Origin of the sequence: Komagataeibacter sp. SM21, assembly GCF_041402665.1 — a bacterium.
Lineage (GTDB): Bacteria > Pseudomonadota > Alphaproteobacteria > Acetobacterales > Acetobacteraceae > Komagataeibacter > Komagataeibacter saccharivorans.
On the sequence record NZ_JBGLOV010000005.1, the window covers coordinates 149,996 to 176,190 of the forward strand.

The window sequence follows — 26,195 nt, forward strand, 5'->3', positions numbered from 1 at the left end:
GTGACCCCCAATGGCTTCGCCCTGCGCATCCGCGCACTGCTGCCATCCGGCTGGTTCCCCGCGCCACCCGCCACGGGGCAGGTGGAGGCCGCACCCGTCCTCAATGCCGTGTTGCAGGGTTTCGGCAATCTGTCTGCGTGGGTGTGGGCCCTTCTTGCGGGCACGAATGACCAGACACGGCTTGCCAGCATGAGCGGGGCGTTTCTGGACATGTTCGCCGCCGACTTTTTCGGCACCACCCTGACCCGCGCCGCAGGCGAGGGTGATGACGCCCTGCGCACCCGCATTGAGGAAGCGCTGTTCCCCTCGCTGGGCACGCGGCCTGATGTGGTGAATGTGCTGGCCGATGAACTCGGCATGGCCGGGCGCGTGATCGAGCCACGCAGCGCCACCGACTGCAAGGGGCTGGGCAGCGTCACCAGCCCGGCCACCGGCGGGGGATATGGTTACGGGACACCGGGGCTGAGATACGGGTCGCGCCATGCCCCGTTCCGGCTTTTCGCCCAGTTGCCGACAGGGAGCACGGACGCACCGTCCCCACAGACGATGGCCAGGATTGCAGCGGTGCTGCCAGCGGGCACGATTGCATGGGTACAATGCACGCCTGTCGCGATAGAAGCTGAAGTCAATAATGATTTCGGTGGAGATATTTCATGAGAAACGTTTTCCTTGCGACCGCACTGTGCGCGCTGCCCGTTGCGGCCGGGGCGCAGTCCATGCCGGACTGGCAGTCCTATCAGGCGACGGGAAACCCCGGTGCGATGGTCCGTTCCGCCGGAACAGCGGACAGCGTTGCGGCATGGATGGGGAAAAAGGTCGATGTAAATAGCGGCAGGATCAATGCGCCTGTCCTCAATGGCGGGAATGAAACCTTTGAACCAAAGGATATTCCGGGCGCCAGCGGCACCGCCATTCCCAACACGTTCTGGGTCGACAGGTATTACAGCCCGAAATCATGGTTCATAACCGCGAATACGACATGGAACGTATGTGCATCGGGCTGCCCCTACACCAATCCGCTTGATGCATGGAATGCGGCCCTGCATGCCACGTTCCTCAATGGCGCATGGCTTACGATCAGCATTGCGGACGGCACCTACAACATCAGCAACCAGTTCTTCACCAACGTCACGCGGACACAGTCCGTGCAGGTTGTGGGGGACACCGCCAACCCGGCGAAGGTGGTGCTGAATTTCACGGGCACGAAGGGCACCAACACAGGGGGCTTCACGGCCTATGATGGCGGCAGGATCGGCCTGATAGACGGCGTGACCATTCAGGCCCCGACCGATGGCAGCGCATCGCTGGCGTCCACGGACCCGGCAGGACGGCATATCTGGAATTCGCAGAGCTACGGCGGCGGCATACAGGCATATGGCGGCGGGTCGAACATCCATGTCGGCAGCCATGTGGTGATCCGCAACTTCTACTATTCCATGGTGGCGGACAATAATGGCGTCCTCAACGCGCCCAACGGGGGTGTGACCATGTCCGTGGCGGGCGATGTCAACGCCATGGCGCGTGGCGGCGGCGTGATCGTATGCACGCCGTGTTCGGCAACCGATGCCAGCGATTACAGCTATCCCGCCATCACGCTGGGGTCCAATTACGATGCCGAACGCGGTGGCTCGCTTTACATCGACGGGTCCACCGGGTCGAAATCACTCGTATCGGGCGTTGTCGGCCTGACGGGCGGCCATATCTGGGCGCACAACATGACGCTGAGCGGCGCGCTGATCGCAACGCAGGGGCAGGGGGCGTGGATTACCGGCAATGCATCGGCCGAATTCAGCGGGTCGAACATTTCGGGCTACAATATCGGCGTCAATGCGGTTAACGGCGGCTATGCCAGCGTAGACAGCACCAGTATCCACAATAACAGGCTTGCTGGCATTACCGCCGATGGCGGGCGCGTGACGGGTGGTTCCGCAACCATCACGAACAACACGACATACGGCATACAGGCCCTGCATCAGGGTTCGGTCGTGCTGTTTGGCAGTTACGCCCGGATGAGCGGCAACGGGACGAATTTTTCCGTGCAGCCCGCTGGCATCCAGAACGTGTCCGGCACGGCCTATTCGGCTTCCAGCATAGATGTCCAGTGACGTGATTGCGTGTGGGGGTGGCTGACCGCCGGTCATCCGCCCGCCCCGCTGGCACATCTGTTCGCGCACCATATTTGTGAAAGGCTTCGAGGTAATGGATAGGCAGATCGTGTACCCTGCCCAGATTCCGATGGACAGTGACCAGTTGAATGCCCAGCGTAACGCATATGTTGGCATGGGGCACCTGGCTGGCATGGCGTATGGTCAGGCCACTGTCGCGGCATCCGGCTTCGCCTGCGCACCGGGAACTGGTCTGGCGCTGATCATGGCGCCCGGATCGCTGATTGCGCCGGGCGTTGTCGATGCGTCGTCTTACGGCACGCTGGCGGCAGTCCCGAGTACGCTCGTGCGCCAGTACGTCAGCCGCGACCCGGTCACGCTGGATGTGCCGGGGGCCGGGGCTGTCCATACCGTGTATGTCACCCCCGTTACGCAGGATGCGGACGATACGGTGCTGCCGTTCTACAATGCGGCAAACCCGTCCGTGACCTATGCGGGGTCGGATAACAGCGGGGCCACTGCGCCCACCGTGCGGCAGGATCTGGCGCAACTGGGGATTGGCGCATCCGTTCCCGCTGGCGCATACCCGCTGTGGACCGTGACGGTGCCCGCGGGGGCTTCGGCCATTACGGCGGATATGCTTACGCAGGCGGCGGGCGCGCCGTTTTACGACACCATCCCGCAGCTACAGGCCGCCAAGCAGGACGCGCTTGGCTTCACCCCGGTCCAGCAGGGCGGCGGGCCGGATCAGACCGGCGACAAGATCAGTCTGGGGCAGGACGCCAGCTATCCGGGGATAATGCGCGTCAGCGTCAACGGGGGTGATGCGGGTGGCCTGCTGTCGGGAACGTATGGCAAAAGCGCCCCCGACTACCAGATGCTGGGGCTTTACCAGCAGTCCACCACCGGGCGTCCGGTCGCGGTGTTCAATAACGGCACGACGACCGTTTACAATGGCATCGCCAACTACACCGACGTAACGGGCGAGGCATCAGCCCGGCAGGATGCCGATACGGCGATCCAGACAAACCTGACCACGGCGATCGGCAACCAGTCGGACATGAACTGCACCCTGTCGTCTGACATCAGTAACTGCGTTTCCGGGATATATGGAAAAGGGACCAGCGATTACCAGATACTGGGTCTTTATTTCCAGACCAGCACGGGACGCCCCATTGCCGTATTCAGCAACGGCACGGCGAACGTGTTCAATGGCATTGCGAACTATACTGATGTCACCACGCTCCAGACCAACCTGACATCATTCCAGACACAGCAGGCCGATACGAACAGCGTATTCGCCAGCGGGATTGCATCGCGTGTCCCGACAAACGCTGAAAATGACGGGGTGAACGCACCCATCACGCTGTTCAACTATTTCGTGGGCGACGGCACCCCGTGGGCCAGTGCGAACGGGGTCAGTTTCTCGCTGGTAAAAAGCGCGCCGGGGACGGGGTTCAACAAGGTCCTGAACATCAGCACCGATGGCGCGGGCAACCTTGTCGTGCCCGACGGTTCCGGCAGGACCAGCACATATGCCCCATGCAGTGCCGCGATAACATCGGGTACGGTGTCGGTTACGAAGATCGGTGATCTGGTTATCCAGACGTTTCAGGCCTCGATCGCCAATCCGAATAATGGCGGCGCGGGCTGCGTGAGCGTTACCCTGCCGCAGGCCCTGACGCAGTCCATCCAGTTTTCAAAGGGCAATGCCCTTGGCGGGACGCAGGGCGGCACGCTGTGGATTCCGTCCGTCAATGTCGTTCCGTCCTCCCTTACCGAAGTCACCATTTACGCCGATAACCTGCAGGACCTGAACTGGACCGCCGCCGTCACGGTTCAGGTGCTGGTCATCGGTTCGTAGCAACTCAAGGAATATCCCATGTCAGGAACGACCACGTCTGCCGGCAGTGCCGCCTCCGGGTATCAGAACTACATCCTCTACCGCACTGTCGCCAGAACCTATCAGCCCGCATCCTATATCGGACCGGACGGCAAGACGGTAACGCCCGCCGCCATTACGGCGCAGCCCGTGGGCTATGTCGTGGCCACGCAGCTTCTGTCCAGCCTGTCGGGCATTACGGTGCCGGCCGGATTTGCCTATGCGCCCGATGCCGCAGGCACATATCCCGTGGGCAGCACCTATACGCCGCCTGCCGCGTCCTGATCCCTTTTTGCCGATCCTGCGCCCGCCCGACCGCCCCTGAGGCGGTTTTTTTATGAGAAAATACATGAGCGAAACCACCACAGTACCGCCGGTCGCCGCACCATCCATGCGCTGCGCCACGGTCGAGGATCTGGCGCGGGTGCGCGAACGGCTGGCGAAAGTCGAAGGCGGCCACGACAACCTGCGCGACGGGCTGAATGTGCTGTCCGTCCAGTTTTCCGACCTGCGGCGCGACCTGACCCGCTCCGTGGCTGACAACGCGGCCCAGACCCGGCGCGAGGTCATGGCCCGCGTGGACGTGATGGCCGGAAACGCTGCCGAACGCGACACCGAAATATCAGGCCGCCTGTCCAGCATCGAAGGCGGCCTGAAGCTGACGTCATGGATGACCATGACCTTCATCGTGCTGGCCACCGGCCTGCTGGGCTGGGGGCAGGTGGGCGATGCGGCATGGTCGTTGTGCCGCCGCGCTTTGGGCTACGGGCCATGACCGGCCTGTGCCCAGTGCAGGTCCGGCGCGAGATTGTAACACCCGTGCTGGAGCTGATCGGGCTGGGCGGTGATGCGGCGGGCAGCCTGCTGACCGGCACGGCGCTGGCCGAAACGGGCCTGGCGTATATCCGGCAGGTAACGGATGGCGGACCCGGTCCCGCGCTGGGGCTGTGGCAGATGGAACCGTTCACCCATGACGACATCTGGGCGACATTCCTGCCCGCCCCACGGCTGGCGGGGCTGCGGCGTCACCTGCTGCTGCTGCGCGGGCAGTGGCCGGCGGGGGCGGCGCAGATGGCGTCCAACATGGCCTATGCCTGCGCCATGGCGCGCGTGAAGTATTACCGCGCGCCCGACCCACTGCCCGCCGCCACCGATGCCGTGGCCATGTGCCGGATGTGGAAGCGTATCTACAACACCAGTCTGGGGGCAGGGGAGGCGGACCCGCGACACGTCGCCCTGTTCCAGCAAGCCATCGGGACATGACATGAATACAACCGCCAGACTGGGCGGCCTTGGAGCCGTCTTCGCGCTGCTGCTGACCGAAGTGCCGGAGCAGTACACATTCTACGCCGCCATGCTCGTCATCGCCTGCGGCACCATCGCGGCCACGGTGCCGCCCCCTGTGGCGGGCGGCCGGTGGGCTGCGGTCTATCATGTCATTTCGGCGATCGGGCTGAATATCGGCTGGGCCGAAAGCCGCCTGAAGCCGGGCGTATCGGGCATTCCCGTATCGCGGGGTGACGAAGCGGCGGCACGGCAGGCGGTGCATGATGCGGGCATACCCGTCCTGCCCGGACGCGGGCAGGCCGTCCGTTCGCCGGAGGCGACGCGGGAACCACCGCTGGGCAGGTGACTGTGCGGGGAGAAGACCACCTGCCCAGACGGGGCTGCCAGCCGCGGGGGCTGACGCGGTCGGGGCCCAGGTGGATGGCCGATAGCCCCGACCGTTCCCGCATGAAAGTCCCGTGGCGTAACACCCGTATGGCAGCGCCGAAACAGTGCCGTGCAAACAGTAACAAACCATCACCGCCCGACCGGCGGCCTTACCGGAGCGCCAGATGAACCCTTCATCCCGGCGCGCTTTCCTGCGCGCATCATGTATCCTTGCCAGCGGCTTCCCGCTGGCGGCCTGTTCCACCACCACGACCGGCCACGTCACCACCATCACCCTGAATGTCGCGGAAGTGGAGGATTACGGCACCGCCATCCTGTCCTTCGCCACCACGGCCCTGACCATTCCGTTCGTGGCGACGGCCATGGGTCCGGCCAGCGTGGCGCTGGCGGGCACGGTGATTGCGGGACTGAAATCCGCACTGGACTCTTTTCGTACCGCGGCGGGGACCAGCACATCCGTCACCTGCGACAACAGCAGCGTGAAGGCGGCGTTTGACAGTCTGCTGTCCGATGTGACGCAGATCGATACGCTGGTGGTCCAGACCATTACCGCCGCATCCGTCACCGCCACCGGTTCGGTCGCATCCGATGCACGGACTGCGGCAGGGGCCGCAGCCACGCTGATCGCCCTGCTGCGCGCCATGGTGAACAGCGCCACGGCCATGACGCGTCCGCCCCCGCCGGGACGCGGCGCGATCGCCACCATCAACCGCTTTGTCGCAGGCCGGGCATGAACGGCTTCGCGGCGGGCGTGATGACGGGCGCGGGCGGCATGGTCGTGCTGATCGGGCTGCTGGTGATCGTGCCGATCCGGGTCCATGCCTGCCTTATGGCCGCGCGGCTGCGCGCACGCGGGCTGGAATAAGGCGCGCCGCCGCCTAGTAGCGCATGCGCATGAGGTCGGCCAGCGCGTCCAGCTTGTCCGCCAGTGCCGCGGTGCTTGAGCGCAGGGCGTCCGTAATCGCGCCGTCCTGGTCCATGGCGGTGGACAGGCGCTCCACGTCCGAACGGATTTCATCCAGCAGGGTGGCCCGCTCGGTCAGGATTCCGTCTTCGTCGCGCATGTGATTCTCCCCTTTTCGCATCCGTACCAACGATGCGCATATTTGCAGGGTTTCCACAAATGATACGCAGACTTGGCTGCCACCCGGCCCGGCCCCGTCCCGGTCAGCCGCGCCTTGCGGCCATGCGCGGCTTCATCGCCCGTCCGGCCCCGCCACGGCTTGACCGCAGCCGGATCGACCCGCGCCCGGCCATGCTGGGCAATGACACGCTGGGCGACTGCACGGCGGCGGGCATTGGCAATCACCTGCACGCCACGGCGGCGCTGGCGGGGTTTTGCATTGGCGTCGATACGTCTGATGCGGTGCGGTTCTATGCCCGTTCCACCGGCTATGTGCCGGGCGATCCCGCCACGGATGGCGGGGGTGTCGAGGTCGATGTGCTGACCACGGCCCTGCGCGATGGCTACGCGCTGGCGGACCAGACGCTGTTTCCCCTGTGGGGGAGTGCCGATCCGTCCGACCTGAACGGGGTGCGCAACATCACCGCCGGCCTGTCCGCCGCCTATCTGGGCGTGCAGCTTGCGCAGGCGGATATGTGGGAAGATGAAGCCGGCAACCTGTCCCCCGTATGGGATACGCACGGCCCGCCGGGCCACGGCGACCCCACGCCGGGCAGCGCAGGCGGGCACTGCCTGCTGCTATGGGACTACGCGGGCACGGATGACACCGATCTTGTAACGCTGCTGACATGGGGCACCACGCAGAAGGCGACGTGGCGCTGGGTACGATCGCGCATCATGGAAGCGCATGGCCTGGCATGGCGGCAGTTACACGCGCCCGGAAGCCTGTATCCCGTGGGCGATGACTGGGCGGCGCTGGTCGCGGCGAACGACGCCTATCTGGCCGGGACGGGATGAGGTCCGTGCAGCCTTATCCGCTTTCTCCTTCCATTAAACAGGGATCACGTTGCATGCGTAATCGCCGGGGCAGCGCCGTTTCCATCATCTGTGTCCTGCTGGCCCTGTCGGGCTGCGGGGTGTATCCTGATGGCGTGCGGACCACCATTCCCGCCGCCATGGCGGGTATCCAGTCCTCCCTCGCGCAGGCGGGGGTGGTGTCGGTATCGCATGCGGATGCGTGGACACCGCAGCAGGACGCCCGCTTCACCCGCAACGTGCAGGCCATCCAGTGCGCCCAGCACACGCCCGACCCGGTGGTGGGCACGATCGCCGGTGACGTGACGGTGCAGTTAAGCGGCACGTTCACGCAGGGCGGCCAGTTCAGCGTCGGGGCGACGCCTGCCGCGCCAACCGTGGCGTTTGGGGGCAATGCCACGCGCATGCGCGGCCAGACGCTGGGGGTAAGCGTATCCTATGCGCCGTTATCGGCCATGCCGGATATCGAAATGGGGCGGCAGATGGGGTATGAAACCGCGCTGCTGGGCCAGAACGATGCCATCCGCCATGCCGAAAGCACACGCCTGCTGGCCGGGCGTGACGCGCTGGCGGCGAAGGTGCGCGGGCTTGTTACCGGCTGGCGGGCAGGGGCCTGCGCTGCTTCCGCGCCCGAAGCGGCCTTTGTCGGGGGTAGGCGGGGCGGGTAAGCTTCGTCCTGTTCAGCGCGGCGGGTGTCCTGTATGAACGGGCGGACGCCACGGGTGCGGACAGATCGGCTTTTTTTGATCGCCCGCTTTCACCCGCCGGTTTTTCCCGCCATGGAGGGAAAAAACCGCATGGCCGGGATCGACCGTTACGCATTGGTGTGCGAATTCGGGCCTGTGCCGGTTTCAGGCACGCGATGCATCCCCTATGGTCGCGGGCGGCAGAGTTGACACGAACAAGGCGTATCGGGGTTCCCATGCGGAACCGGGACGCCGTGCAAGCGGGTTTGGAGCATTATTGAAATGGCACAGAAGTTTCGGATCGTGATTGTTGGCGGTGGTGTGGCGGGGCTTGCGCTTGCCACGCGGCTGGGCAATTCGGTCGGACGCGCGGGGCGTGCGGAAATCACCCTGGTGGACAAAAGCTTCGCCCATGTATGGAAACCCATGCTGCACTGCTTCGCCGCAGGCACGGCCGCGAACGAAAATGACCGCATAAGCTTCATGTCGCAGGCCAGCCGCCACCATTTCGAGTTCTGGCCCGGCGAGATCACGGCAGTAGACCGCAGCGCGAAAACGCTGGCCCTCGCCCCCATCCGCGACCCTGCGAACGGGGAACTGGTGGTCGATGCCCGCACGCTGGAATATGACGCGCTGGTACTGTGCATCGGCAGCCGGGCGAATGATTTCGGCACGCCCGGTGTTGCCGAACACTGCATGTTCATTGACAATCTGGTGGATGCCAACGGCTTTAACGACCGGTTCCGCATGGAACTGCTGCGCGCCTTCGCCAATCATCAGGCGCTGGACATCGCCATCGTGGGCGGGGGGGCGACCGGCACCCAGCTTGCCGCCGAACTGCACAAGGCGCTGGATATCGCATCCCTGTACAGTTTTGGCGAAAAGCCGCCCAAGCTGCGCATCACCCTGCTGGAAGCAGGCCCACGCATCCTGCCTGCCTTCCCCGAGGCGGTATCGGACGCGGCAGTCAGGCAGCTTGAGGCGATTGGCGTCAGTGTCCGTACATCCGCCATGGTCAGCGGCGCGGATGAAAACGGCTTTGTGCTGAAGGACGGCAGCCGCGTTCCCGCGACGCTGCGTGTATGGGCGGCGGGGGTCAAGGCCCCGGACGTGACCAGCCATTTCGGCGGACTGAAACTGTCACGTTCCGGCCAGCTTGAAGTCCGTCCCACCCTGCAGGTGATGGAGGACGACAACGTCTTCGCCATGGGGGACTGCGCCTTCATCGCCGAAAAGCCCGTCGCCCCCACGGCGCAGGCCGCCCGCCAGCAGGCCCACCATCTGGCGCGCTACCTGCCACAGTGGATGAATGGCAAGCCGCTGCCTGCCTTCACCTTCCGCAACAAGGGCGCGGTCGTGGCGCTGGGTGATTATAATGGCTGGGGCACGTTCCCCGGTGGCACCGTGTTCGGCGGGGGCTGGCTGCATGGCCTGTCCGCGCGGATGGTTCACCTCATGCTGTATCGCCAGCATCAGTTTGAACTGTACGGGCCGGTGCGCGGCACGATTTCGTGCCTTGTGGACTGGCTGGACGTGTTTGTCCGCCCGTCTGTCCGGCTGGACTGAAACGGGACGCGGGCAACCACAGCGGATGCAGGCCTCCTGCCCATAACAGGCAGGGGCCGCGTTCGGGGTATCGTATCCTTCATCATGAGCCGTATCAGGCACAGCCGCGCCCTGCGGACGGGCACGGCCATCCCTTTTCTGGCCGCAGCCATTGGCGTGGCCTACGGGGTGGCCGCGCGCGCCGCTGATGGCGTGCAGGCGGATGGCAGACAGGCCACCACCACCGCGCCGGAAAACATCACGGTGCATGTGCGCCCGCGCCCGCCCATCCAGATCTATCCCCACGCCAACCCCATCGGCCAGCCCTACCGGCTGAGTGGCGCGGAAAACCGCAAGAACGGCCATCCCTATGACTGGGGCGTATTCAACCGCGACAATGGCGAGGCCGCGGGCTTCGGCCCCATTGGCCGCTACGGCGTGGCCCCATGGGCGGAAGACTGGAGCAACCTGCGCGACCACCCGAAGCACGACGACCCGTTCGACGTGCTGAAATACATTCCCCTTACCCGTAGCGGGTCGGTCTGGATCAGCTTTTCGGGTGAGACGCGGGCGCGGAACTGGTTTGAAAGCCGCCCGATGCTGGGTACGCAGAAACCATCGGATTCCGGCCGTTTCACCATACGCAACCTGTATGGGGCGGACCTGCATATCGGGCCGCATCTGCGGTTTTTCGGGCAACTGGTCAACGCGGATGCGGGCGGCTGGGGCGGGTATGGCTATGGTTCGACCTACCGCAAGCGGCTGGACGCGCAGCAGGCCTTTGTCGAGACGCGATGGACCATGCTGGGGGCGAAAAGCGGCTTCATGTTTGGCCGCCAGCAGTTTCTCGATGCGCCGTCCTACATCATATATAACCGTGATACGCCCAGCGTGCCGCTTTCGTGGAACGGGTTCCGCGCCTACATGATCTGGTCGCGCATCCGTATCGACGGCTGGGACTTCGTGCAGACCTACGACAATGAACGCGCGATGTTTCACGATACGGAAAACTACGCATCCCGGCTGTACGGTTTCAATGCGACATGGGCGCCGCCCGATTTCACCTTCATGGGGCAGAAGGGCTATTCCTTCGTCGATGCGTTCTATATCGGCTACAAGCTGGCAGGGGCGGCGGGCGTGATCGCGGGGCCGGACGGGGCGGTTACGGGGTCAAACACGCGCAATACCTTTGGCACGCGCTGGCATGGCGTGGCGGGGCCGGTCGAATTCTCGCTTGGCGGCGTGTGGCAGGGCGGGGTGTTCCGTCCGGCGGCCACCAGCACGGCGCGCGGGGTCAGCGCGTATGCCATCAACGCCACGCTGGGCTACCGGCTGCCCGATCCGGTGCTGCACAGCTTTGCCGGGATTCAGGCCGATGTCTATTCGGGCGGGGATGCCGCGCGGCGCAGTGGCACGATCGGCACCTATACCGCGCCGTTCAGTCCACAGACCGGCTATCTCGACACCACCACTTACATGAACCCGTCCAACCTGATCGGCTTTGCGCCGCTGGTGCGCATCACGCCGTGCAGTTCGGTCAGCATCCAGTTGAAATACCCGCTGTTCTGGCGCGACAGCGTGCGCGACCCGATCTATCGCTCAACGGGGTATTACAGCTTCGCGCAGACATTCCATGGCCGGTTCATCGGCATGGCCCCGCAGGCATCCCTTGCATGGCAGATCAATACACACCTGTCATGGACGCAGTATGTCTCGCGCTTCATGACCTCACGCGGGCTGGACGCGGCGGGCGGGTCCAGCGGCACGTATTACCAGTCCAATTTCGCCTTCCGTTTCTGATCATCAGGGCCGGACCGTCGTGGCGGATGGGGGCAGGTCACGCGCGGCCAGCATGCTGCACAGGCGGCGGACAACATCATCCCACTGTCCCGCGCGAAGCTGGCGTATGATCCGCAGGTTGGGATACCACGGGCTGTCCGTCCGGCCTGAAAGCCACCGCCAGCAGTTGTCGAAACGGTCCAGCAGGATGACGGGACACCCCATGGCCCCCGCCAGATGGGCGATGGCCGTATCGACCGACACCACCACATCCAGCCCGGCGATCAGCGCGGCCGTGTCATCCATGTCGCGCACGCTTTCCATCGGGTCATACAGCCGCATGCCAGCGGGCATGTCGCGCATCTGCGTGGCATAGGTGCCCATCTGCAGGCTGACCAGATTGACCCCCGCCATGCCCGCCAGCGGCGCAAGCGCGCGCAGGGGGATGGAACGGCGACGGTCCATGGCGTGGGCCGCGGGCACGTCCGGGCGGCTGGCCCCGCCCCATACCAGTCCCACGCGCAGGCCGTTGCCGGTGGGCAGGAACGGCGCCCAGTACTGCACCAGTGCCGGTTCGGCCCGCAGGTAGGGCACGCTGCATCCCGCATGACCCGCTGTCCGGCGCAGCGCGCGCGGCAGGCTGAGGAACGGACAGTGCCAGTCATGGGCAGGCGGGGGGCGGCGATCATCGAACACGCGGCGGACACAGCCCATGCGCCGGATCAGGCCATGCAGCGTAAGGGGGGCCTGCACATAAACACGCGCGCCCATATCCGCCAGCACCGGCACGAAGCGCAGCATCATGAGCATATCGCCCAGGCCCCCTTCGCGCGTGATCAGCACACTACGCCCGCGCAGGTCCGCATCGGGTTCCAGAACGGGCAGCAGTCCCGCCGATGGCAGCCGCAGGCGACCGGGCAGGCGGTGCCGCCATTCATATTCATCCCACCCTTCATCCATCCGCCCGGTCTTGAGCAGGGTCAGCGCGTGGTTCATGCGTAGCTGCGGATCATCGGGGCGCAGCGCCAGCGCGCGGCCATGGGCCTCCAGCGCCGCATCCGTGCGGTTCCATGCCGCCAGCAGGTGCGCAAGGTTGGCATGCGTCATCGCGCTGTCGGGGTGGTGGTTGAGGATGTAGCGCAGCAGGTCATGGCCTGCGGCGAATTCCCCCTGTTCCATGAAACACACGGCCATGAGGTTGCCGGTGGTCAGTTGCGCGGGCGACAGGCTGAGGCCGTCCGCAAGCACCGCCTGCGCCTCTGCCGTTCTGCCGCGTTGCAGCAGCAGTTCGCCCAGCAGGTCATGCGTGCGGATGTCGCGGCCCGCGCGCTGGCGCACGGCGCGCAGCACGGCTTCGGCTTCCTCCACCCGGTCATGCGGCAGCAGCAGGTCCAGCATGTCGCGTGCTGGGTGGCGCGCGCCAGGATTGGCATGGGCCTGACGGCACAGCAGCCGGGCGGCTTCATGCACGCGGTTGCAGCCCGCATGGGCATGGGCCAGCAGGATTTCCACGCGCGGGCCGGGGGGACAGACCTCCAGCACGGCGCGGGCATGGGCGAACTGGCCCCGGCGCAGCAGGTCCAGCGCATGCGCAAGCGCGGTATCGGTCGGGACGGACATGGTGGCTCCTGCCTGCGGGTTCAGGCCAGCGCGGGCGGCAGCATCTTGCCGGGGTTGAGGATGTTATACGGGTCCAGCGCATGCTTGATCGCATGCATGACGCCAAGGGCGGGCGCGCCGTGTTCAGCTTCCATGAACTCGATCTTGCCGGTGCCGATGCCATGTTCCCCGCTGCATGATCCGCCCAGCGCCAGCGCGCGGCGCACGATGCGGCGGTCCAGTTCCAGCGCGCGTTCGTATCCGCCTTCCTCCGGCGGGACGAGGATGACGGTATGGAAATTGCCGTCCCCCACATGCCCCACGATCGGCGCGCACAGGCCGGATCTGCCGATATCCTCCTTCACGCCGGTCATGAGTTCGGTCAGGGCGGATATGGGCACGATGGCGTCCGTCGCCAGCCCGTGATGGCCGGGACGGTAGGCAAGGGCCGCCCAGTAGGCGGCGTGGCGGGCTTTCCACAGACGGGTGCGCTCTTCCTGGCTTTCGCTCCATGTAAAACCGAGGCCCGCATTGTCGCCTGCGATTTCCTCCACCATTGCAATCTGTTCGCGCACGCTGGCGGGGGAACCCTGAAATTCAAAGAACAGCGTGGTCAGCCGCTGGTAGCCTTCCAGCGCGGAATAGCGGATGCACGCATCCATCTGCACATCGTCCAGCAGTTCAAGCCGGCCGATGGGCACGCCCATCTGCATGATCGCAACCGCCGTGCGCACCGCGTCATCCAGCGTGGGAAACTGGCACACGGCGGCGGCCATGGTTTCGGGAATGCCATGCAGGCGAAGCTGGATTTCGGTTATGACGCCCAGTGTGCCTTCCGAACCGACCAGCAGCCCGGTCAGGTCGTAGCCGGTGGAGGATTTACGCACCCGTCCCCCGGTATCAACCACCGTTCCGTCCGCCATGACGGCGCGCAGGCCCATGACGTTTTCGCGCATCGTGCCGAAGCGCACCGCCGCCGTGCCCGATGCGCGGGTGGCGCACATGCCGCCGATTGTTGCTTCCCCGCCCGGATCGACGGGAAAGAACAGTCCCATGTCGCGCAGATGTGCATTGAGCGCCTGCCGCGTCACACCGGCCTGCACGCGGCAGTCCAGATCATCGGCATTGACCTGTAGTATGTCGGTCATCTGCGACAGGTCGAGGCTGATCGCGCCGGGCGGCGGGGTAACATGCCCTTCAACCGACGTGCCCGCGCCGAAGGGGACCAGCGGCACCCGATGGGCATGGCACTGCGCCACGATGGCGGAGACTTCCTGCGTCGTGCGGGCGAACAGTACCGCTTCGGGCATGTTGGCGCGCATCCAGCCTTCGCCGTGGCTGTGCTGGGTACGGATGGAATCATTATGCGTAATCCGCTCGCCCAGCAGGGGCGTAAGGGCGGCAATGACCTGTTGCAGGGGGGAATGGGTCATGGTGGGCAGTTCTTCCAAATGGCATGCGGCAAGGCGCGGCGCAGTTTAACGGCCACGCCCCTGACGTCTAGGGGCCGTGACGGGGCGGGTGCCCTGCGGGCGTGAAGGGGCGCTGCACGTCCATTATACATTATTAATAGTTATTTAAAAACAACGCGATTTTCCGTGATATTTTATTGACCGGCCAGCCGGTTCTCCCTATATCCGAAAGGAACTGGTCCGGCCCATGCGGCACAATTCAAGGCATATGACCGCATGCCACGGACCACATCAAATCACGGACGGGATCTGTATTTTTCTCCCGCACGGTCCCGTCACAGATGGTCCGGCACCGGATCATTAACCCGAGGAAAGTGGCCTGCCATGAAACCCGGTTCCCTTGCACTGGCCCTGCTGCTGGCCACAGTCCCGGTACCGCTTGCTTCCGCCTGCATGGCCGCCGGATCGCTGCCACAGATAGGCGATGCCAGCGTCAAACCCGTGACAGCCCCCTATGGCCCGGCGGAAGGCGCGCAGCAGGCAGTGGACGCGGCCTTCGCGCTTGCACGCCAGACGGGACGCAGGGTGCTGCTAGATTTCGGGGCCAACTGGTGCCCGGACTGCCGCATATTCGCGGGCGTGCTGACACAGCCGGATGTGGCGCCATGGGTCGAAAAGAACTTCGTGGTCGTTCCCATAAACGTCAACCGTGACAAAAACGCGCCACGCAATGGGGAACGCTACAACAGCAATGCGGACATAGCGCGGAAATATGGCGTGGTTATCGAAGCCATTCCGGCGGTTCTGGTCTTCACCCCTGATGGACAGCTTGTGAACCGGGACGATGCCCTCGTACTGGGTGACGCCCGCAGCCTGACGCCGCAGGCCATGATCAACCAGCTTGATAAATGGGCGCCGCCTTCCTGATCCGCCGATAGGCAGCCCGGTATCTGCAGGGGCCTGACCGAAAATAAATTGGGGAATTTCGGTCAGTTATGATTCATGTGCCTGCGACATCCTGATGAAATCATGATGGGCTGGACCGAGATTGCCCCTGCGCCATATCGCCACACCGAATGGACCGCGCCATTACCGGCGCACCGATCCGGGACAGCCTGTTTAAACAATCCGTTAGAACGAACCCAGACCCAGATGCTGTTCCAGCAGGGCGACATTGCGCAGGTTGGCCTTGAACGCGACATCGAATACATCGCCCACTACCGGCACCAGATCGGCTGCGGTCTCCACCGCGACATTGGCCAGCATGCGCCCCAGCACCGCGCCGCGTACCCCCAGTTTCCAGCTTTTCCATACGATATAGAGCGACGGCAGCAGCATCACCGTCGTCCCGCCTACCGGCAGCAGCCCGATCAGCGCATCAAGCCCCCAGCGGGCTTTCGTGCCGGGAATGCGGAAGGCGGCGTCCAGCACCGTGGCAAGCTGGCGCAGGCGCTGCACTTCCCGGTGGATATGGGCGCGATCGGCATGTGGGGGCATGGTTTTCATACCCTTGATTATGGGATGGGGCAGGGGCCGTTACAATGTGCCCGCTACGGCTGGCGTGGTCAGGGGGCCGCGTCGCCATCGGGCGTGGATTTGCGGTCGATATGGCCCATGTCGCGTTCGGGCGCGATCACGTCGCGCACGCGCTGCTTGAGTTCCTTGGGGCCGGGAAAGCCGCCGTCGCGCTTGCGTTCCCACACCACATGACCGTCAACCGTGATTTCAAAACATCCACCATCGCCCGGCACAAGGGTCACACCCCCCAGTTCCATGCCGAAGGTGGAAAGCAGTTCCTGCGCCATCCACGCCGCACGCAGCAGCCAGTTGCAGCGCGTGCAGTACAGGATGGATATCTGGGGGCGGGGCGTGTTTTCCTGCGTCATGGATCAGCTTCTTGCGATGGTCCCGGACCGGGCGGGAGCGCCCGGCAGCCCGCATTGTGGGGAGGAATGCCCCACGGATGCAAGAGCCACCGGGTAAGGGTCAGCTCAGATGCTATGAACCCGCCCTTCGCGTGCCCACAGGCGCAGCGCGCCGCAGGTCTGGATGAACGTGTCCGCATCCGATGCGGATTCCAGCGCGATCACCCCTTCATCACGCATTTTGGGGTGCAGGCCCGCCGCCGCCAGAAGCAGTTCGGCGGCATCGTTATGGGCGATGAACTTGGCATGGGCGAAGGCATCCGCGATGAAGTCGCGCATCGTCGCCTCATGCCGCAGGGCGTTGGCGCCTTCCACCGTGGGCAGCAGGGCCACCGCGTCATACAGGACCGACGGGCCGCCATTGATGCGCTGCTGCGCTACAAGCGGGTTGCCCGCGCTGTCCTTCAGTCCGCCCACGGTCGGCGCGATCAGTTCTACGGTGCCATTCACCGCCGCCACGGCATCCTGTAGCGCGCCAAGCAGTTCATGATCTACGCCATTGGTAATCACGATACCCAGCTTGCGGCCCGTAAAACTGCCTGGACCGTTTTCAAGGATGCTCAGCGCGGGTGAGGGTTCCAGCCCGGCCACGACCGGGCGGGCGGCCTGCGCCGGGGCGGGCAGGGGCGACAGACCCAGTCCCTTTGCCACCGCTTCGGCCAGTTCCTTGTCCACATGCAGCAGGTGGCTGACCATGCGCGCGCGGATGGCGGGGGTTTCGACCTTGCTCAGTTCAAATATGAACGCATCGCGCATGTGGGTCTGTTCCACCGGCGTCTGGCTGATAAAGAACTGGCGGGCCTGACTGTAGTGATCGGCGAAGGATTCCGAACGCTGGCGCAGCTTGGGGCCGGACACGTCCGCGGCGAAGGTCTGGAAGTCCTCCCCCGTTTCCCGCGGGCCGCCCGTGGGCTGGGACCACGAATTGGGTTCGTAGTTGGCCCGCCCCTTCGGGTTGTGCATGGCCATGTGCCCGTCCTGCTGGAAATTGTGGAAGGGGCACTTGGGCGCGTTTATGGGGATATGCGTGAAGTTGGGACCGCCAAGGCGCTTGGTCTGGGTATCGAGATAGGAGAAATTGCGCCCCTGCAACAGCGGGTCGTTGGTAAAATCGACGCCGGGCACGATGTTCTGCGTACAGAAGGCGACCTGTTCGGTTTCGGCAAAGAAATTGTCCACCATCCGGTCCAGCACCAGACGGCCCACGCGGCGTACGGGCACCAGTTCCTCGGGGATCAGCTTGGTCGGGTCGAGGATGTCGAAGGGGAAGCTGTCGGCAAACGCATCATCAAAAAGCTGCACGCCCAGTTCCCATTCGGGAAAATTCCCGCTGGTAATGGCCTGCCACAGGTCGCGGCGGTGGAAATCGGGGTCAGCGCCGTTGATTTTCAGCGCCTCGTTCCATGCGACGGACTGCAGGCCCAGCCTGGGCTTCCAGTGGAACTTGACGTAAGTGGAGCGGCCCTGCGCATCGATCAGGCGGAAGGTATGGACGCCAAACCCTTCCATGAAGCGGAAGGAGCGCGGAATGGCCCGGTCCGACATGGCCCAGCAGACCATATGCGTCGCTTCGGGGGAGAGGGAGACGAAATCCCAGAAATTGTCATGCGCCGTCTGCGCCTGCGGGAAGTCGCGGTCCGGGGCCTGCTTGGCCGCATGCACGAAATCGGGGAACTTGATCGCGTCCTGAATGAAAAAGACAGGGATGTTGTTGCCAACCAGATCCCAGTTGCCCTGCTTGGTATAGAACTTGACGGCGAAGCCCCGCACGTCACGCACCACGTCCGCCGAACCCTTGTTGCCCGCCACGGTGGAAAACCGCACGAATACCGGGGTGCGTTCGCCCTCGCGCTGGAAAATATCGGCCTTGCTGACATCGCTCAGGCTGTCGGTCAGTTCAAAAAAGCCATGCGCGCCGTAGCCACGGGCATGGACCACGCGCTCGGGTATGCGTTCATGGTCGAAATGGAAGATTTTTTCGCGGAAATGGAAATCCTCCATCAACGCAGGACCGTTCGCGCCCGCGCGCAGCGTATTCTGGTCATCGGCCACCGGCACGCCCTGCTGGGTGGTCATGACCGGCGTGTCGCCCCCCGCGACTTGATGGGTTTCCCCGCCGGGGCCGGTATGGGTGGCGGGGGATGCGGATGGGTGCGGTGTCTTTGTCATGAGATGTTCGCGTGTCCCTGATGGTCATGGTGATAAGGGGCAGCGGGCGTGCTGGAATGCCGTGCTGCGTAGGATCGGGATTTCCAACGGACGGGGATGGAGCGGGTTTCATGCCTTCACGCAGGGCACGGTTGCCAAGCGCGCAAGGGCAGGGCACAGGTGCGCAGTCGAACACCTGCCGCCAAGGACCGCAGCCGCATGCGTAACCGTTTCCGTATTCTGGCCATTGCGCCGATCATGCTGGCGCTGTGGGGGGGCGCGCCCGCCCATGCCGCCGCCCCGGACAGCGTCGATTTCGCGGACCTGACATGGACCGAAATCCGCGATGCCATCCGCAATGGCACGACCACCGCCATCATTCCCGTGGGCGGCACGGAACAGAGCGGACCCTATATCGCAGTGGGCAAGCATGACGTGCGGGCCATGATCCTTGCGCGGCGCATCGCACGCCAGACGGGGCATACGCTGGTCGCCCCCGTCATGGCCTACGTGCCTGAAGGCAGCACGACCCCACGCACGTCGCACATGCGTTTTCCCGGCACGCTCAGCCTTTCCCCCTCCACCTTCCGCGCCGTTCTGACCGATGCGGCGGAAAGCCTGCGCGTGCAGGGCTTTACCCGCGTGGTGCTGATCGGGGATCACGGCGGCTACCAGCGCGACCTGCGCGCGGTGGCGGACATGCTGAACTGGCGCTGGCAGCGCAACGGGGCGCATGTGCTGTACATCCCCGCCTATTATGACGTGATACCGGGCGCTTACGCCACATGGCTGCGCCAGCATGGCCACGGGTCGGAAGTGGGGCAGCATGCCGACCTGTCCGATACGGCGCTGATGCTGGCGCTGGACCCGGCCATGGTGCGCACGCAGGCGCTGCGTACCGCCCCCCTGCCAACGGCGGCGCAGGGCGTGTATGGCGGCGATCCCCGCCGGGCCGATGCGGCATTGGGGGAAGTGGGCGCGGACATGCAGGTCAACGCCGCAGTGGCCGCCATGCAACACGACCTAACAGGACAGAAAGCGAACTGATTGCGCCGGGTTCACGGCGTGCTATAGGGGCCGCGAGGAACAGGATCACACTATGACACAAAAGAAAAAACTGCCGATTCTGGGGCTGGCCGCGTCGCTGCTGATGGGTGGCACGGCACTGGCCCAGACCGTGGACACCATCCCCGGAATGCCGCCGGTCGTGGACCCGCACAACATCTATTCAGAGACGACGGCAGGCCACCTGAACCCGGAAGTGGCCAGGGACCCGGCGCGCGTTTACGTGCCCAACCTGCGTTCGAACAACGTGTACGTAATCGACCCGCAGACATACAAGGTCGTCTCGCGCTTCAAGGTGGGCAAAAGCCCGCAGCACGTCGTCCCGGCATGGGACCTGCGCACGCTGTGGGTAACCAACAATGCCGAGGGCACGACGGCGGGCACGCTGACCCCCATCGACCCGCGCACCACGCAGCCGCTGGCCGATGTGCCGGTGGATGATCCGTACAACATGTATTTCACGCCCGATGGCAAGTCAGCCATAACCGTGGCTGAAGCACGCGAACGGCTGGATTTCCGCGATCCGCACACCATGGAACTGCAGGGTTCGGTGTCCGTGCCGCAGTGCAAGGGCGTGAACCATGCCGATTTCTCGATCGACGGGCGTTACGCCATCTTCACATGTGAATTCGGTGGCTATCTGGCCAAGGTGGATACCGTCAACCGCAAGGTGATGGGCTACCTGAAACTGTCTGGTGGCGGCATGCCGCAGGATATCCTGATCGCGCCGGACGGGCACAAATTCTATGTGGCCGACATGCATGCCGATGGCGTGTTCATCATTGACGGCGACACCTTCCGCGAGACCGGGTTCATCCCCACCGGCATCGGCACGCACGGCCTGTATCCCAGCCGCGACGGGACGAAAATGTACGTGGCCAACCGCGGTTCGCACAAGATCCACGGCCCGCCCCACAGCAAGGCCGGCGGCGTGAGCGTGATCGACTTCGCCACGGACAGGGTCGTGAACCAGTGGCTTATTCCCGGCGGCGGCAGCCCCGACATGGGCAATGTCAGCGATGACGGCAAGACATTGTGGCTGTCCGGCCGGTTTGATGACGTGGTTTACGCCATCGACACGACCACGGGCGCCACGCGCAAGATCCCCGTGGGGCAGGAACCGCATGGCCTGACCGTCTGGCCGCAGCCGGGTCGGTATTCCATTGGGCATACCGGCATCCTGCGCTAGGATCACCACACCCCGCGCATTGTAGACCATGCGCGGGGATTGGGTTCTTGCATAAGGATAGCAGGCCATGAACGCGTCACAGGTGCGATCACGCGACAGTCAGGGTGATATCCGTCTCGGCATGGGGCAATCCACACTGGGCGCAGTGCTGGTGGCGATGCGTGGCGACCGGATTGCAGCCGTCATGCTGGATGATGATGCGGACAGCCTGCGCCGTGCCGCCCATGAACGCTTTCCCGCCGCCCCCATTGTGGAAGGGGACAGCACGATGGACGGGGCGATCGCCACTGTTACGGCCTGCATTGACGCGCCAGGCACGCAGGCGGACCTGCCGCTTGAGTTAAACGGCACGGCGTTTCAGCAACAGGTATGGCAGACGCTGCGTGCCATACCCTGCGGCACGACCCTGACCTATGCCGAACTGGCCGCGCGCATCGGTAGGCCGGGCGCGGTGCGGGCCGTGGCGGGTGCATGCGCCGCGAACGAGATGGCGATCATCATACCATGCCACCGGGTCATCCGCAGCGATGGCAGCCTGTCAGGCTATCGGTGGGGGCCTGCGCGCAAGGCACAGCTACTGGCCCGGGAACGGGCATGGGTGGCCCATGGCGGCACGCCCGTCTGAACGCGCCGCCTGTCATCCACATTCAGGAAAGATGGACCACCAGATCCTCGTGCTGCTGCGCAATGGACCGCCCGGCACCGGGCAGGCCGATGGGCAGGACAGGGTGGCCGAACTGGATTTCCAGAATCTCGGCCGCGGCCAGATAGATCGCGCTGAAACCGCAGAACAGTCCTTCATATCCCGCCACGACGCCAAGGCCGGGACGGTCGAAAACTTCAGCACTGCCCAGTAGGAAAAACAGTACCAGCAGGCTGAAAAACACGACCTGATGCGCACGCGATGCAGCCAGTGACCCCAGCGCCATGATGGCGGTGAACAGCCCCCACATCCACAGGTAACTTCCCATAAGGGTAGGGGAAGACGCCGCCACCAGCCCCCATTGCGGCAGGAACAGCAGGACCACCAGCGAAATCCAGAACGCCCCGTATGCCATGAAGGCGGTCATGCCGAATGTATTGCCGTTGCCATATTCCAGCATTCCGGCGACAAACTGCGCAGCCCCGCCAAAAACCAGCCCCATGGCCAGTATCGCCGCCCCCATCGGCACGATATGGGCGTTATGCAGGTTAAGCAGCACTGTCGTCATGCCAAACCCCATAAGGCCCAGAGGCGCGGGGTTGGCTTTGGCATAGTCATGGGGCATAGGCGATTCCATTCCGTAACAGGTGAATTATGACAAAACATGTCACCTTATCGGGGCCGGACGTATTAAAATATTGCTTAGGCTCAGGACACATTCTTTGAGATGGAAGCCGAAGGTTGCCGCGATCTGGATGGCAGACATGAGTGCATGAGCGCACCGGGCGTATCTGGTCGTAATACGTCGCCAGTCTTTGAGTTCTCCGAACATATTTTCGATCATGCAGCGCTTTTATACTGGTGCCCGTTGTAAAACGGCTTTGATTTCCCGTTCTTGCCCGGCCCGAAATACAGGCTGTGATATTCTGCCCTGCAAGAGACTGTCTGACCCTGCTGCTGTTATATCTCCGGTCTGTGGTGACTTCCCCGGTCTTATCGGAAAGGTCTGCCAGCAAAACATCGCCCGCTTTGAAGTTACTGACCCGTCCAGCAGTCAGATAAAGCCGGACAGACCGACCCTCGTCGTCACATACGGCATGAAGCCTTGAGTTCAGTCCGCCCTTTGTGCGCCCGATATGGCGGGGAAAAGCTCCCTTTTCGGGCAGGGAGACATAGAAGGTCAGGTTGGGAACATGTTGGCGGCTCCGTGGGTTACGCCCTGACAGTCAACGCAGTAAATGCTATCTATATTTTACATTGTTTTCATTATATCCGATGGCGACCTGATTATATCGGGTTTTATTGATGTTGCGTCAGCAGGACCATTTCGGACCGGAGATGCTGCTGTTATTCAGCCTGTCAAAAGACATACAGATGGACATATCATATGTTCGATATGATATTTGGATATCAGATTTCAAGCAGGGAACCATATAGTCTGGACTGGCATATCGTAATGAAAAACCACGCTATAAAATGTACAGGCATCCAGAATAGATTAAAAATATTAAGCTTCTGCATTCTCATCTTTTTCAATTCCGGACACATGCCCAGAGCATAACGCCCGAGCAGGAAGTGCTGGGTTTTTATAAAAATATATGATTGCATGCGATCAATTTATTAATAAACCTAAACAAGAGGACATGGATGATTTATTTTGTGGTGTAGACATTACAAAATCATTGTTTGAAAAAATAGTTCGCTCCCATAAATCTGAACCAGAGGGTAGATCTTCTACCACCATGGAGCCCCAATTATTTGGGAGATTCAGATTATTTCCTCCACATTCAGGATTTTGATGCCCAGTGGGCATCTTCCATGTCGACCAGGATTATACATAAAAATAAAAACATGTCCGTTGTCCGTCTTTTTATGGATTTCCCAAAAGATTCCGGCGAATCACTCGCGATATGTGTCCGGCTACAACGTGACAAGGTAGGCTGAAAAATTTACCAGGTAGATCTACCTACAGATAACAACCTTCCAGACTGCAAGGGCGGATAATTTCTTTATTATTAATAAATATTGTTATTAAATAATATTGAATGTCTTTTTATTTATATGATCGATATTTTTATAATACATAACCCCTGCGAGCAACCTTACTGACAACATCCTTGATGCGGATAGGCATGTTTCTGGACTTCTGCGAGGTCTTCAGGATTATCGCAGTATCAAGACCTGTTAGTTTGTTGAATTAAGCTGTGTTCCATGATTCACAGTCATTCGGAGAAGGTTATACTGTATTTTCCTTTGACGTCTGGCATGCCGCGCGTGGATGATCGCCGCGTCCTGAACGGGTGCATGAAAAATATTCAGGCAGTGCCTTTTTTCAGGAAAGCGGCACAGTCTGAATCTTTTTGAAAAAAGCTTCACCAAAAACTTTCTTACGTTTTTTCAGAATTTCCGGGGTCAGGGCAGGGGATGAATGACATCCAGAATTTTGCGTTTTTCCGCCACCGCCGGGGGTGACAGGCGCTCCGTCCGGGCTGTAGCAATATCGGAGGGGGTAAAGAGCACCGTTTCCTCCCCGCCCGGCAGGCTGGCGACATGGTTCAGGATGGCGGCAATATCCTCATCGGGCAGCATCTTGAACGAAGGCATGAACCCGGTATAGATGTCGCCCCCCACTGTAATCCGGCCCATGATGCCATTCAACGCGACGGCAGCCATGTATTGCCGCCCTTCCGCCGTGGCGGAAATCTGCGCCGCACGCCCGACCAGCGGCGGAAACTGCCCCGGACGGCCCTGCGCGCCCGCTTCATGGCAGATACTGCAATTGGTCTGGTACAGCACCGCACCGTCCTCCGCGAACGCAACATTTCCCAGCGGCAGCAGGCCAAGCATGACGGTGGACAGTCGTTTCATCATCCCTACGTTCCCGGCAGATCCCGCACCCGTAACAGGTGCCATGGGGACCTGTTTATCGTTTCAACATCGAATTCAGTATACGTCACGAACCGGTGAAAGCATGCCACAATACCATGGCTTACATCATATTTTTCAGTATAGTGTCGTTAACGCCACAGGATATGACCCCTATCATACAATAAATATTTGAAATGATTGGTAACAATATGAATCATTTCCTGAAAATCTACATATTATGACTTACAATGCTCCCCTATGCTGATTTTATATATCGAGAGATGATACCTATGTTGTTGATATAAGGGCATTTTTTGAAATTCGATATGACAGGTGTCAGAGCACTGATGCGTAAACAGGCATCTGGATACGGACGCAGGGGCCACAAGACGAAACACGATCCTTCTGGCCCGACGAATGAGGAATGGGATCTGATCGCGCCTGCAAACCGGCGCGAGCGGAGACAGACAAGCAGCATTCCTGAAATGATCAGGGCGCAGCACTATACCGCCCGCTCAGGCTACGGCTACGGCTACGGCTACGGCTACGGCTATGTGATGGCCCCCGGCTCAGTCTGGCTCAAGGTTCGCTGGTGCAGCCCGTTCCTCTGGGGTCGTTTGTAAAAGACTACGAACAGCGGATGAATGCGGCAGGAACCACAGGTAGCCTCATGCTACACCGAAACACCCATCCCTGATTTTCCCGAATGGTCCTTGACCCCATTGCCGTCTGAATACCGCAAAGCGCGCCCCAATGGACGGGCCGCCGTCACACACGATGCACCATGCGCGTTTTCCCTGCGCACGAAAAAAAAGCGCCCCGCCGAAGCGGGACGCCGAGTTTAGGGATTGGGAGACGTTGTGGTGTCACGATATCCACATCCCTTTAACTACATTGGTGGATAATAGTTTTATCGAATTCGATTAAATGACAAAAAATACATCTACCGGGACATGCACATCACACGCCATGAATCATGACGTAATGCCGCGCGAACGGCAGCATGACCACAATGCCCAGCAGGCCAAACACCACCGTCATGCCTGCGAAGGTCACCATGTGGTGTGGATAATCTTCAGTGTAAAGCAGGCCGCAGACCCAGAATATCACGGCTTCCAGCGCCAGCGCGCCACCTAGCACCGGTCGGTGAAAGAACGGCCCCGACAGCCACCATACAAGGGCGGCCAGTATCACCACCATCGCGCTGCTGCGCGACAGGAAACGGATCGCACGCATGTCTTTCCTGAACCTTGGGGAAGGGGAGCAGGACTCACGCCTTCGTGATCATGCGTGCAGTATGCCTTTATTCATCCCCGCGGGCAACGGCGCGACCCGTGCCCGCGGGGCATGGCTCACATTTTCTGCGCGCCGTCCGCAGGTGCCTGCGTAGCAGGGGCGGGGGCGGCATCGGGGTTCATCTTGCCCGGCGTTGTCGAATGTTCGACATCATACGCCGTGGCCTTTTCCTGATACGTGCCCTTGGAACCGGGATGTTCCTTGTCATACAACGCCGCCTTGGCCCTGGCTTCCTTGCGGTATTCATGACGCTTGTACATGCCGGTCGCACACCCGGCGGCGGCCCCCAGCACGCCATGGCCCGCCACATGGCCACCCACCGCGCCGACGGCGCCGTATTTCAGGCAGCCACCGGGTTCGGCATGGGCCGTGGTTGCGCAAGTAATGGCGGCAAGCGCCGCCAGCGTGGCTATTCTGCGCATGGATTATATCCTTTTCGC

The 26,195-nt window shown here is 62.4% G+C and carries 29 protein-coding genes; 18 read left to right on the forward strand and 11 right to left on the reverse strand.

What is annotated here, in order from left to right; translation table 11 throughout:
- The 9 genes from ACBR42_RS07320 to ACBR42_RS07360 all read left to right on the forward strand — a co-directional run bounded on the left by ACBR42_RS07320 (position 1) and on the right by ACBR42_RS07360 (position 6,526).
- A complete protein-coding gene (locus ACBR42_RS07320; protein ID WP_371207663.1) occupies positions 1-657 on the forward strand; it encodes a hypothetical protein in 657 nt (218 codons plus the stop codon).
- Positions 654-2,105, forward strand: coding sequence for a hypothetical protein (locus ACBR42_RS07325; RefSeq protein ID WP_118963328.1), 1,452 nt, complete (start codon positions 654-656; stop codon positions 2,103-2,105). Before ACBR42_RS07320 ends, ACBR42_RS07325 begins: the two co-directional genes overlap by 4 nt.
- A 94-nt stretch (positions 2,106-2,199) precedes the next feature.
- The gene (locus ACBR42_RS07330) at positions 2,200-3,969 is read left to right on the forward strand and encodes a hypothetical protein (RefSeq protein ID WP_371207613.1); all 1,770 of its coding nucleotides are present in this window, start codon (positions 2,200-2,202) and stop codon (positions 3,967-3,969) included.
- Between the two features lie 18 nt (positions 3,970-3,987).
- Positions 3,988-4,272, forward strand: coding sequence for a hypothetical protein (locus tag ACBR42_RS07335; protein WP_102323758.1), 285 nt, complete (start codon positions 3,988-3,990; stop codon positions 4,270-4,272).
- A 64-nt stretch (positions 4,273-4,336) separates the two neighbouring features.
- Positions 4,337-4,762: a hypothetical protein gene (locus ACBR42_RS07340; protein ID WP_102323757.1), complete on the forward strand. Its 426-nt coding sequence runs from the start codon at positions 4,337-4,339 to the stop codon at positions 4,760-4,762.
- Positions 4,759-5,250 carry a hypothetical protein gene (locus ACBR42_RS07345; RefSeq protein ID WP_371207614.1) on the forward strand — a complete coding sequence of 164 codons (492 nt, stop codon included), beginning with the start codon at positions 4,759-4,761 and terminating at the stop codon, positions 5,248-5,250. Before ACBR42_RS07340 ends, ACBR42_RS07345 begins: the two co-directional genes overlap by 4 nt.
- Before the next feature lies 1 nt (position 5,251).
- Positions 5,252-5,620, forward strand: a complete 369-nt coding sequence (locus ACBR42_RS07350) for a hypothetical protein (protein ID WP_371207615.1) — start codon at positions 5,252-5,254, stop codon at positions 5,618-5,620.
- A 205-nt stretch (positions 5,621-5,825) separates the two neighbouring features.
- Complete coding sequence (locus tag ACBR42_RS07355; protein ID WP_371207616.1) at positions 5,826-6,395, forward strand: hypothetical protein; 570 nt, start codon at positions 5,826-5,828, stop codon at positions 6,393-6,395.
- Positions 6,392-6,526: a hypothetical protein gene (locus ACBR42_RS07360; RefSeq protein WP_257997525.1), complete on the forward strand. Its 135-nt coding sequence runs from the start codon at positions 6,392-6,394 to the stop codon at positions 6,524-6,526. Before ACBR42_RS07355 ends, ACBR42_RS07360 begins: the two co-directional genes overlap by 4 nt.
- Positions 6,527-6,539: 13 nt before the next feature.
- Here ACBR42_RS07360 and ACBR42_RS07365 read toward each other — a convergent pair whose 3' ends face one another.
- Positions 6,540-6,725 carry a hypothetical protein gene (locus ACBR42_RS07365; protein WP_102323753.1) on the reverse strand — a complete coding sequence of 62 codons (186 nt, stop codon included), beginning with the start codon at positions 6,723-6,725 and terminating at the stop codon, positions 6,540-6,542.
- Between the two features lie 59 nt (positions 6,726-6,784).
- Here ACBR42_RS07365 and ACBR42_RS07370 point away from each other — a divergent pair, with 59 nt between their 5' ends.
- The 4 genes from ACBR42_RS07370 to ACBR42_RS07385 all read left to right on the forward strand — a co-directional run bounded on the left by ACBR42_RS07370 (position 6,785) and on the right by ACBR42_RS07385 (position 11,631).
- The gene (locus ACBR42_RS07370) at positions 6,785-7,582 is read left to right on the forward strand and encodes a hypothetical protein (protein ID WP_371207617.1); all 798 of its coding nucleotides are present in this window, start codon (positions 6,785-6,787) and stop codon (positions 7,580-7,582) included.
- Between the two features lie 53 nt (positions 7,583-7,635).
- Positions 7,636-8,268 carry a hypothetical protein gene (locus tag ACBR42_RS07375; protein WP_371207618.1) on the forward strand — a complete coding sequence of 211 codons (633 nt, stop codon included), beginning with the start codon at positions 7,636-7,638 and terminating at the stop codon, positions 8,266-8,268.
- 300 nt (positions 8,269-8,568) lie between these two features.
- Positions 8,569-9,852, forward strand: coding sequence for an NAD(P)/FAD-dependent oxidoreductase (locus tag ACBR42_RS07380; protein ID WP_102323750.1), 1,284 nt, complete (start codon positions 8,569-8,571; stop codon positions 9,850-9,852).
- 84 nt (positions 9,853-9,936) lie between these two features.
- Positions 9,937-11,631: an alginate export family protein gene (locus ACBR42_RS07385; RefSeq protein ID WP_371207619.1), complete on the forward strand. Its 1,695-nt coding sequence runs from the start codon at positions 9,937-9,939 to the stop codon at positions 11,629-11,631.
- A gap of 3 nt (positions 11,632-11,634) precedes the next feature.
- Here the strand turns inward: ACBR42_RS07385 and ACBR42_RS07390 are convergent, their stop codons facing one another.
- Together ACBR42_RS07390 and ACBR42_RS07395 are read right to left on the reverse strand one after the other, a co-directional pair.
- Complete coding sequence (locus ACBR42_RS07390) at positions 11,635-13,230, reverse strand: glycosyltransferase family 9 protein (protein WP_371207620.1); 1,596 nt, start codon at positions 13,228-13,230, stop codon at positions 11,635-11,637.
- 20 nt (positions 13,231-13,250) lie between these two features.
- Entirely contained in the window at positions 13,251-14,642 is a 1,392-nt protein-coding gene (locus ACBR42_RS07395) for an FAD-binding oxidoreductase (RefSeq protein ID WP_371207621.1), read from the reverse strand.
- Between the two features lie 363 nt (positions 14,643-15,005).
- Between ACBR42_RS07395 and ACBR42_RS07400 the strand changes: the two genes are divergently transcribed.
- Complete coding sequence (locus tag ACBR42_RS07400; protein ID WP_371207622.1) at positions 15,006-15,548, forward strand: thioredoxin family protein; 543 nt, start codon at positions 15,006-15,008, stop codon at positions 15,546-15,548.
- Positions 15,549-15,752: 204 nt separating this feature from the next.
- Here ACBR42_RS07400 and ACBR42_RS07405 read toward each other — a convergent pair whose 3' ends face one another.
- The 3 genes from ACBR42_RS07405 to ACBR42_RS07415 form a co-directional block, all read right to left on the reverse strand.
- A complete protein-coding gene (locus ACBR42_RS07405) occupies positions 15,753-16,118 on the reverse strand; it encodes a DUF4112 domain-containing protein (protein ID WP_371207623.1) in 366 nt (121 codons plus the stop codon).
- Between the two features lie 68 nt (positions 16,119-16,186).
- A complete protein-coding gene (locus tag ACBR42_RS07410; protein ID WP_371207624.1) occupies positions 16,187-16,507 on the reverse strand; it encodes a SelT/SelW/SelH family protein in 321 nt (106 codons plus the stop codon).
- A gap of 105 nt (positions 16,508-16,612) precedes the next feature.
- On the reverse strand, positions 16,613-18,715 hold the full coding sequence (locus ACBR42_RS07415) for a catalase (protein WP_282759922.1): 2,103 nt from the start codon (positions 18,713-18,715) through the stop codon (positions 16,613-16,615).
- A gap of 237 nt (positions 18,716-18,952) precedes the next feature.
- Between ACBR42_RS07415 and ACBR42_RS07420 the strand changes: the two genes are divergently transcribed.
- The 3 genes from ACBR42_RS07420 (at position 18,953) to ACBR42_RS07430 (ending at position 21,573) form a co-directional block, all read left to right on the forward strand.
- The gene (locus ACBR42_RS07420; RefSeq protein ID WP_371207664.1) at positions 18,953-19,741 is read left to right on the forward strand and encodes a creatininase family protein; all 789 of its coding nucleotides are present in this window, start codon (positions 18,953-18,955) and stop codon (positions 19,739-19,741) included.
- Positions 19,742-19,793: 52 nt separating this feature from the next.
- Positions 19,794-20,948 (forward strand): YncE family protein, encoded by a 1,155-nt coding sequence (locus ACBR42_RS07425; RefSeq protein ID WP_102323743.1) that lies wholly within the window; start codon positions 19,794-19,796, stop codon positions 20,946-20,948.
- 67 nt (positions 20,949-21,015) lie between these two features.
- Positions 21,016-21,573 carry a methylated-DNA--[protein]-cysteine S-methyltransferase gene (locus ACBR42_RS07430; protein ID WP_371207625.1) on the forward strand — a complete coding sequence of 186 codons (558 nt, stop codon included), beginning with the start codon at positions 21,016-21,018 and terminating at the stop codon, positions 21,571-21,573.
- Between the two features lie 22 nt (positions 21,574-21,595).
- On the opposite strand, the gene ACBR42_RS07435 is transcribed toward ACBR42_RS07430, so the two are convergent.
- The 3 genes from ACBR42_RS07435 to ACBR42_RS07445 form a co-directional block, all read right to left on the reverse strand.
- Positions 21,596-22,216, reverse strand: a complete 621-nt coding sequence (locus ACBR42_RS07435) for an acetate uptake transporter (RefSeq protein ID WP_118963314.1) — start codon at positions 22,214-22,216, stop codon at positions 21,596-21,598.
- On the reverse strand, positions 22,206-22,817 hold the full coding sequence (locus tag ACBR42_RS07440; protein WP_371207665.1) for a transposase: 612 nt from the start codon (positions 22,815-22,817) through the stop codon (positions 22,206-22,208). Before ACBR42_RS07440 ends, ACBR42_RS07435 begins: the two co-directional genes overlap by 11 nt.
- A 1,186-nt stretch (positions 22,818-24,003) precedes the next feature.
- Positions 24,004-24,462, reverse strand: a complete 459-nt coding sequence (locus tag ACBR42_RS07445) for a cytochrome c (protein ID WP_102323737.1) — start codon at positions 24,460-24,462, stop codon at positions 24,004-24,006.
- 344 nt (positions 24,463-24,806) lie between these two features.
- On the opposite strand from ACBR42_RS07445, the gene ACBR42_RS07450 reads away from it, so the two are divergent.
- Entirely contained in the window at positions 24,807-25,082 is a 276-nt protein-coding gene (locus ACBR42_RS07450; protein WP_371207626.1) for a hypothetical protein, read from the forward strand.
- A 337-nt stretch (positions 25,083-25,419) separates the two neighbouring features.
- Here the strand turns inward: ACBR42_RS07450 and ACBR42_RS07455 are convergent, their stop codons facing one another.
- Together ACBR42_RS07455 and ACBR42_RS07460 are read right to left on the reverse strand one after the other, a co-directional pair.
- Entirely contained in the window at positions 25,420-25,695 is a 276-nt protein-coding gene (locus ACBR42_RS07455) for a hypothetical protein (protein ID WP_102323736.1), read from the reverse strand.
- A 116-nt stretch (positions 25,696-25,811) separates the two neighbouring features.
- Entirely contained in the window at positions 25,812-26,177 is a 366-nt protein-coding gene (locus ACBR42_RS07460; RefSeq protein ID WP_102323735.1) for a hypothetical protein, read from the reverse strand.
- Positions 26,178-26,195 lie beyond the last annotated feature (18 nt).

Bases quoted from the DNA above. Each gene is read 5' to 3' on its own strand.
- ACBR42_RS07325 (WP_118963328.1), top strand. From the start codon at position 654: ATGAGAAACGTTTTCCTTGCGACCGCACTGTGCGCGCTGCCCGTTGCG.
- ACBR42_RS07330 (WP_371207613.1), top strand. From the start codon at position 2,200: ATGGATAGGCAGATCGTGTACCCTGCCCAGATTCCGATGGACAGTGAC.
- ACBR42_RS07335 (WP_102323758.1), top strand. From the start codon at position 3,988: ATGTCAGGAACGACCACGTCTGCCGGCAGTGCCGCCTCCGGGTATCAG.
- ACBR42_RS07340 (WP_102323757.1), top strand. From the start codon at position 4,337: ATGAGCGAAACCACCACAGTACCGCCGGTCGCCGCACCATCCATGCGC.
- ACBR42_RS07345 (WP_371207614.1), top strand. From the start codon at position 4,759: ATGACCGGCCTGTGCCCAGTGCAGGTCCGGCGCGAGATTGTAACACCC.
- ACBR42_RS07350 (WP_371207615.1), top strand. From the start codon at position 5,252: ATGAATACAACCGCCAGACTGGGCGGCCTTGGAGCCGTCTTCGCGCTG.
- ACBR42_RS07355 (WP_371207616.1), top strand. From the start codon at position 5,826: ATGAACCCTTCATCCCGGCGCGCTTTCCTGCGCGCATCATGTATCCTT.
- ACBR42_RS07360 (WP_257997525.1), top strand. From the start codon at position 6,392: ATGAACGGCTTCGCGGCGGGCGTGATGACGGGCGCGGGCGGCATGGTC.
- ACBR42_RS07365 (WP_102323753.1), bottom strand. From the start codon at position 6,725: ATGCGCGACGAAGACGGAATCCTGACCGAGCGGGCCACCCTGCTGGAT.
- ACBR42_RS07370 (WP_371207617.1), top strand. From the start codon at position 6,785: ATGATACGCAGACTTGGCTGCCACCCGGCCCGGCCCCGTCCCGGTCAG.
- ACBR42_RS07375 (WP_371207618.1), top strand. From the start codon at position 7,636: ATGCGTAATCGCCGGGGCAGCGCCGTTTCCATCATCTGTGTCCTGCTG.
- ACBR42_RS07380 (WP_102323750.1), top strand. From the start codon at position 8,569: ATGGCACAGAAGTTTCGGATCGTGATTGTTGGCGGTGGTGTGGCGGGG.
- ACBR42_RS07385 (WP_371207619.1), top strand. From the start codon at position 9,937: ATGAGCCGTATCAGGCACAGCCGCGCCCTGCGGACGGGCACGGCCATC.
- ACBR42_RS07390 (WP_371207620.1), bottom strand. From the start codon at position 13,230: ATGTCCGTCCCGACCGATACCGCGCTTGCGCATGCGCTGGACCTGCTG.
- ACBR42_RS07395 (WP_371207621.1), bottom strand. From the start codon at position 14,642: ATGACCCATTCCCCCCTGCAACAGGTCATTGCCGCCCTTACGCCCCTG.
- ACBR42_RS07400 (WP_371207622.1), top strand. From the start codon at position 15,006: ATGAAACCCGGTTCCCTTGCACTGGCCCTGCTGCTGGCCACAGTCCCG.
- ACBR42_RS07405 (WP_371207623.1), bottom strand. From the start codon at position 16,118: ATGCCCCCACATGCCGATCGCGCCCATATCCACCGGGAAGTGCAGCGC.
- ACBR42_RS07410 (WP_371207624.1), bottom strand. From the start codon at position 16,507: ATGACGCAGGAAAACACGCCCCGCCCCCAGATATCCATCCTGTACTGC.
- ACBR42_RS07415 (WP_282759922.1), bottom strand. From the start codon at position 18,715: ATGACAAAGACACCGCACCCATCCGCATCCCCCGCCACCCATACCGGC.
- ACBR42_RS07420 (WP_371207664.1), top strand. From the start codon at position 18,953: ATGCTGGCGCTGTGGGGGGGCGCGCCCGCCCATGCCGCCGCCCCGGAC.
- ACBR42_RS07425 (WP_102323743.1), top strand. From the start codon at position 19,794: ATGACACAAAAGAAAAAACTGCCGATTCTGGGGCTGGCCGCGTCGCTG.
- ACBR42_RS07430 (WP_371207625.1), top strand. From the start codon at position 21,016: ATGAACGCGTCACAGGTGCGATCACGCGACAGTCAGGGTGATATCCGT.
- ACBR42_RS07435 (WP_118963314.1), bottom strand. From the start codon at position 22,216: ATGCCCCATGACTATGCCAAAGCCAACCCCGCGCCTCTGGGCCTTATG.
- ACBR42_RS07445 (WP_102323737.1), bottom strand. From the start codon at position 24,462: ATGATGAAACGACTGTCCACCGTCATGCTTGGCCTGCTGCCGCTGGGA.
- ACBR42_RS07450 (WP_371207626.1), top strand. From the start codon at position 24,807: ATGCGTAAACAGGCATCTGGATACGGACGCAGGGGCCACAAGACGAAA.
- ACBR42_RS07455 (WP_102323736.1), bottom strand. From the start codon at position 25,695: ATGCGTGCGATCCGTTTCCTGTCGCGCAGCAGCGCGATGGTGGTGATA.
- ACBR42_RS07460 (WP_102323735.1), bottom strand. From the start codon at position 26,177: ATGCGCAGAATAGCCACGCTGGCGGCGCTTGCCGCCATTACTTGCGCA.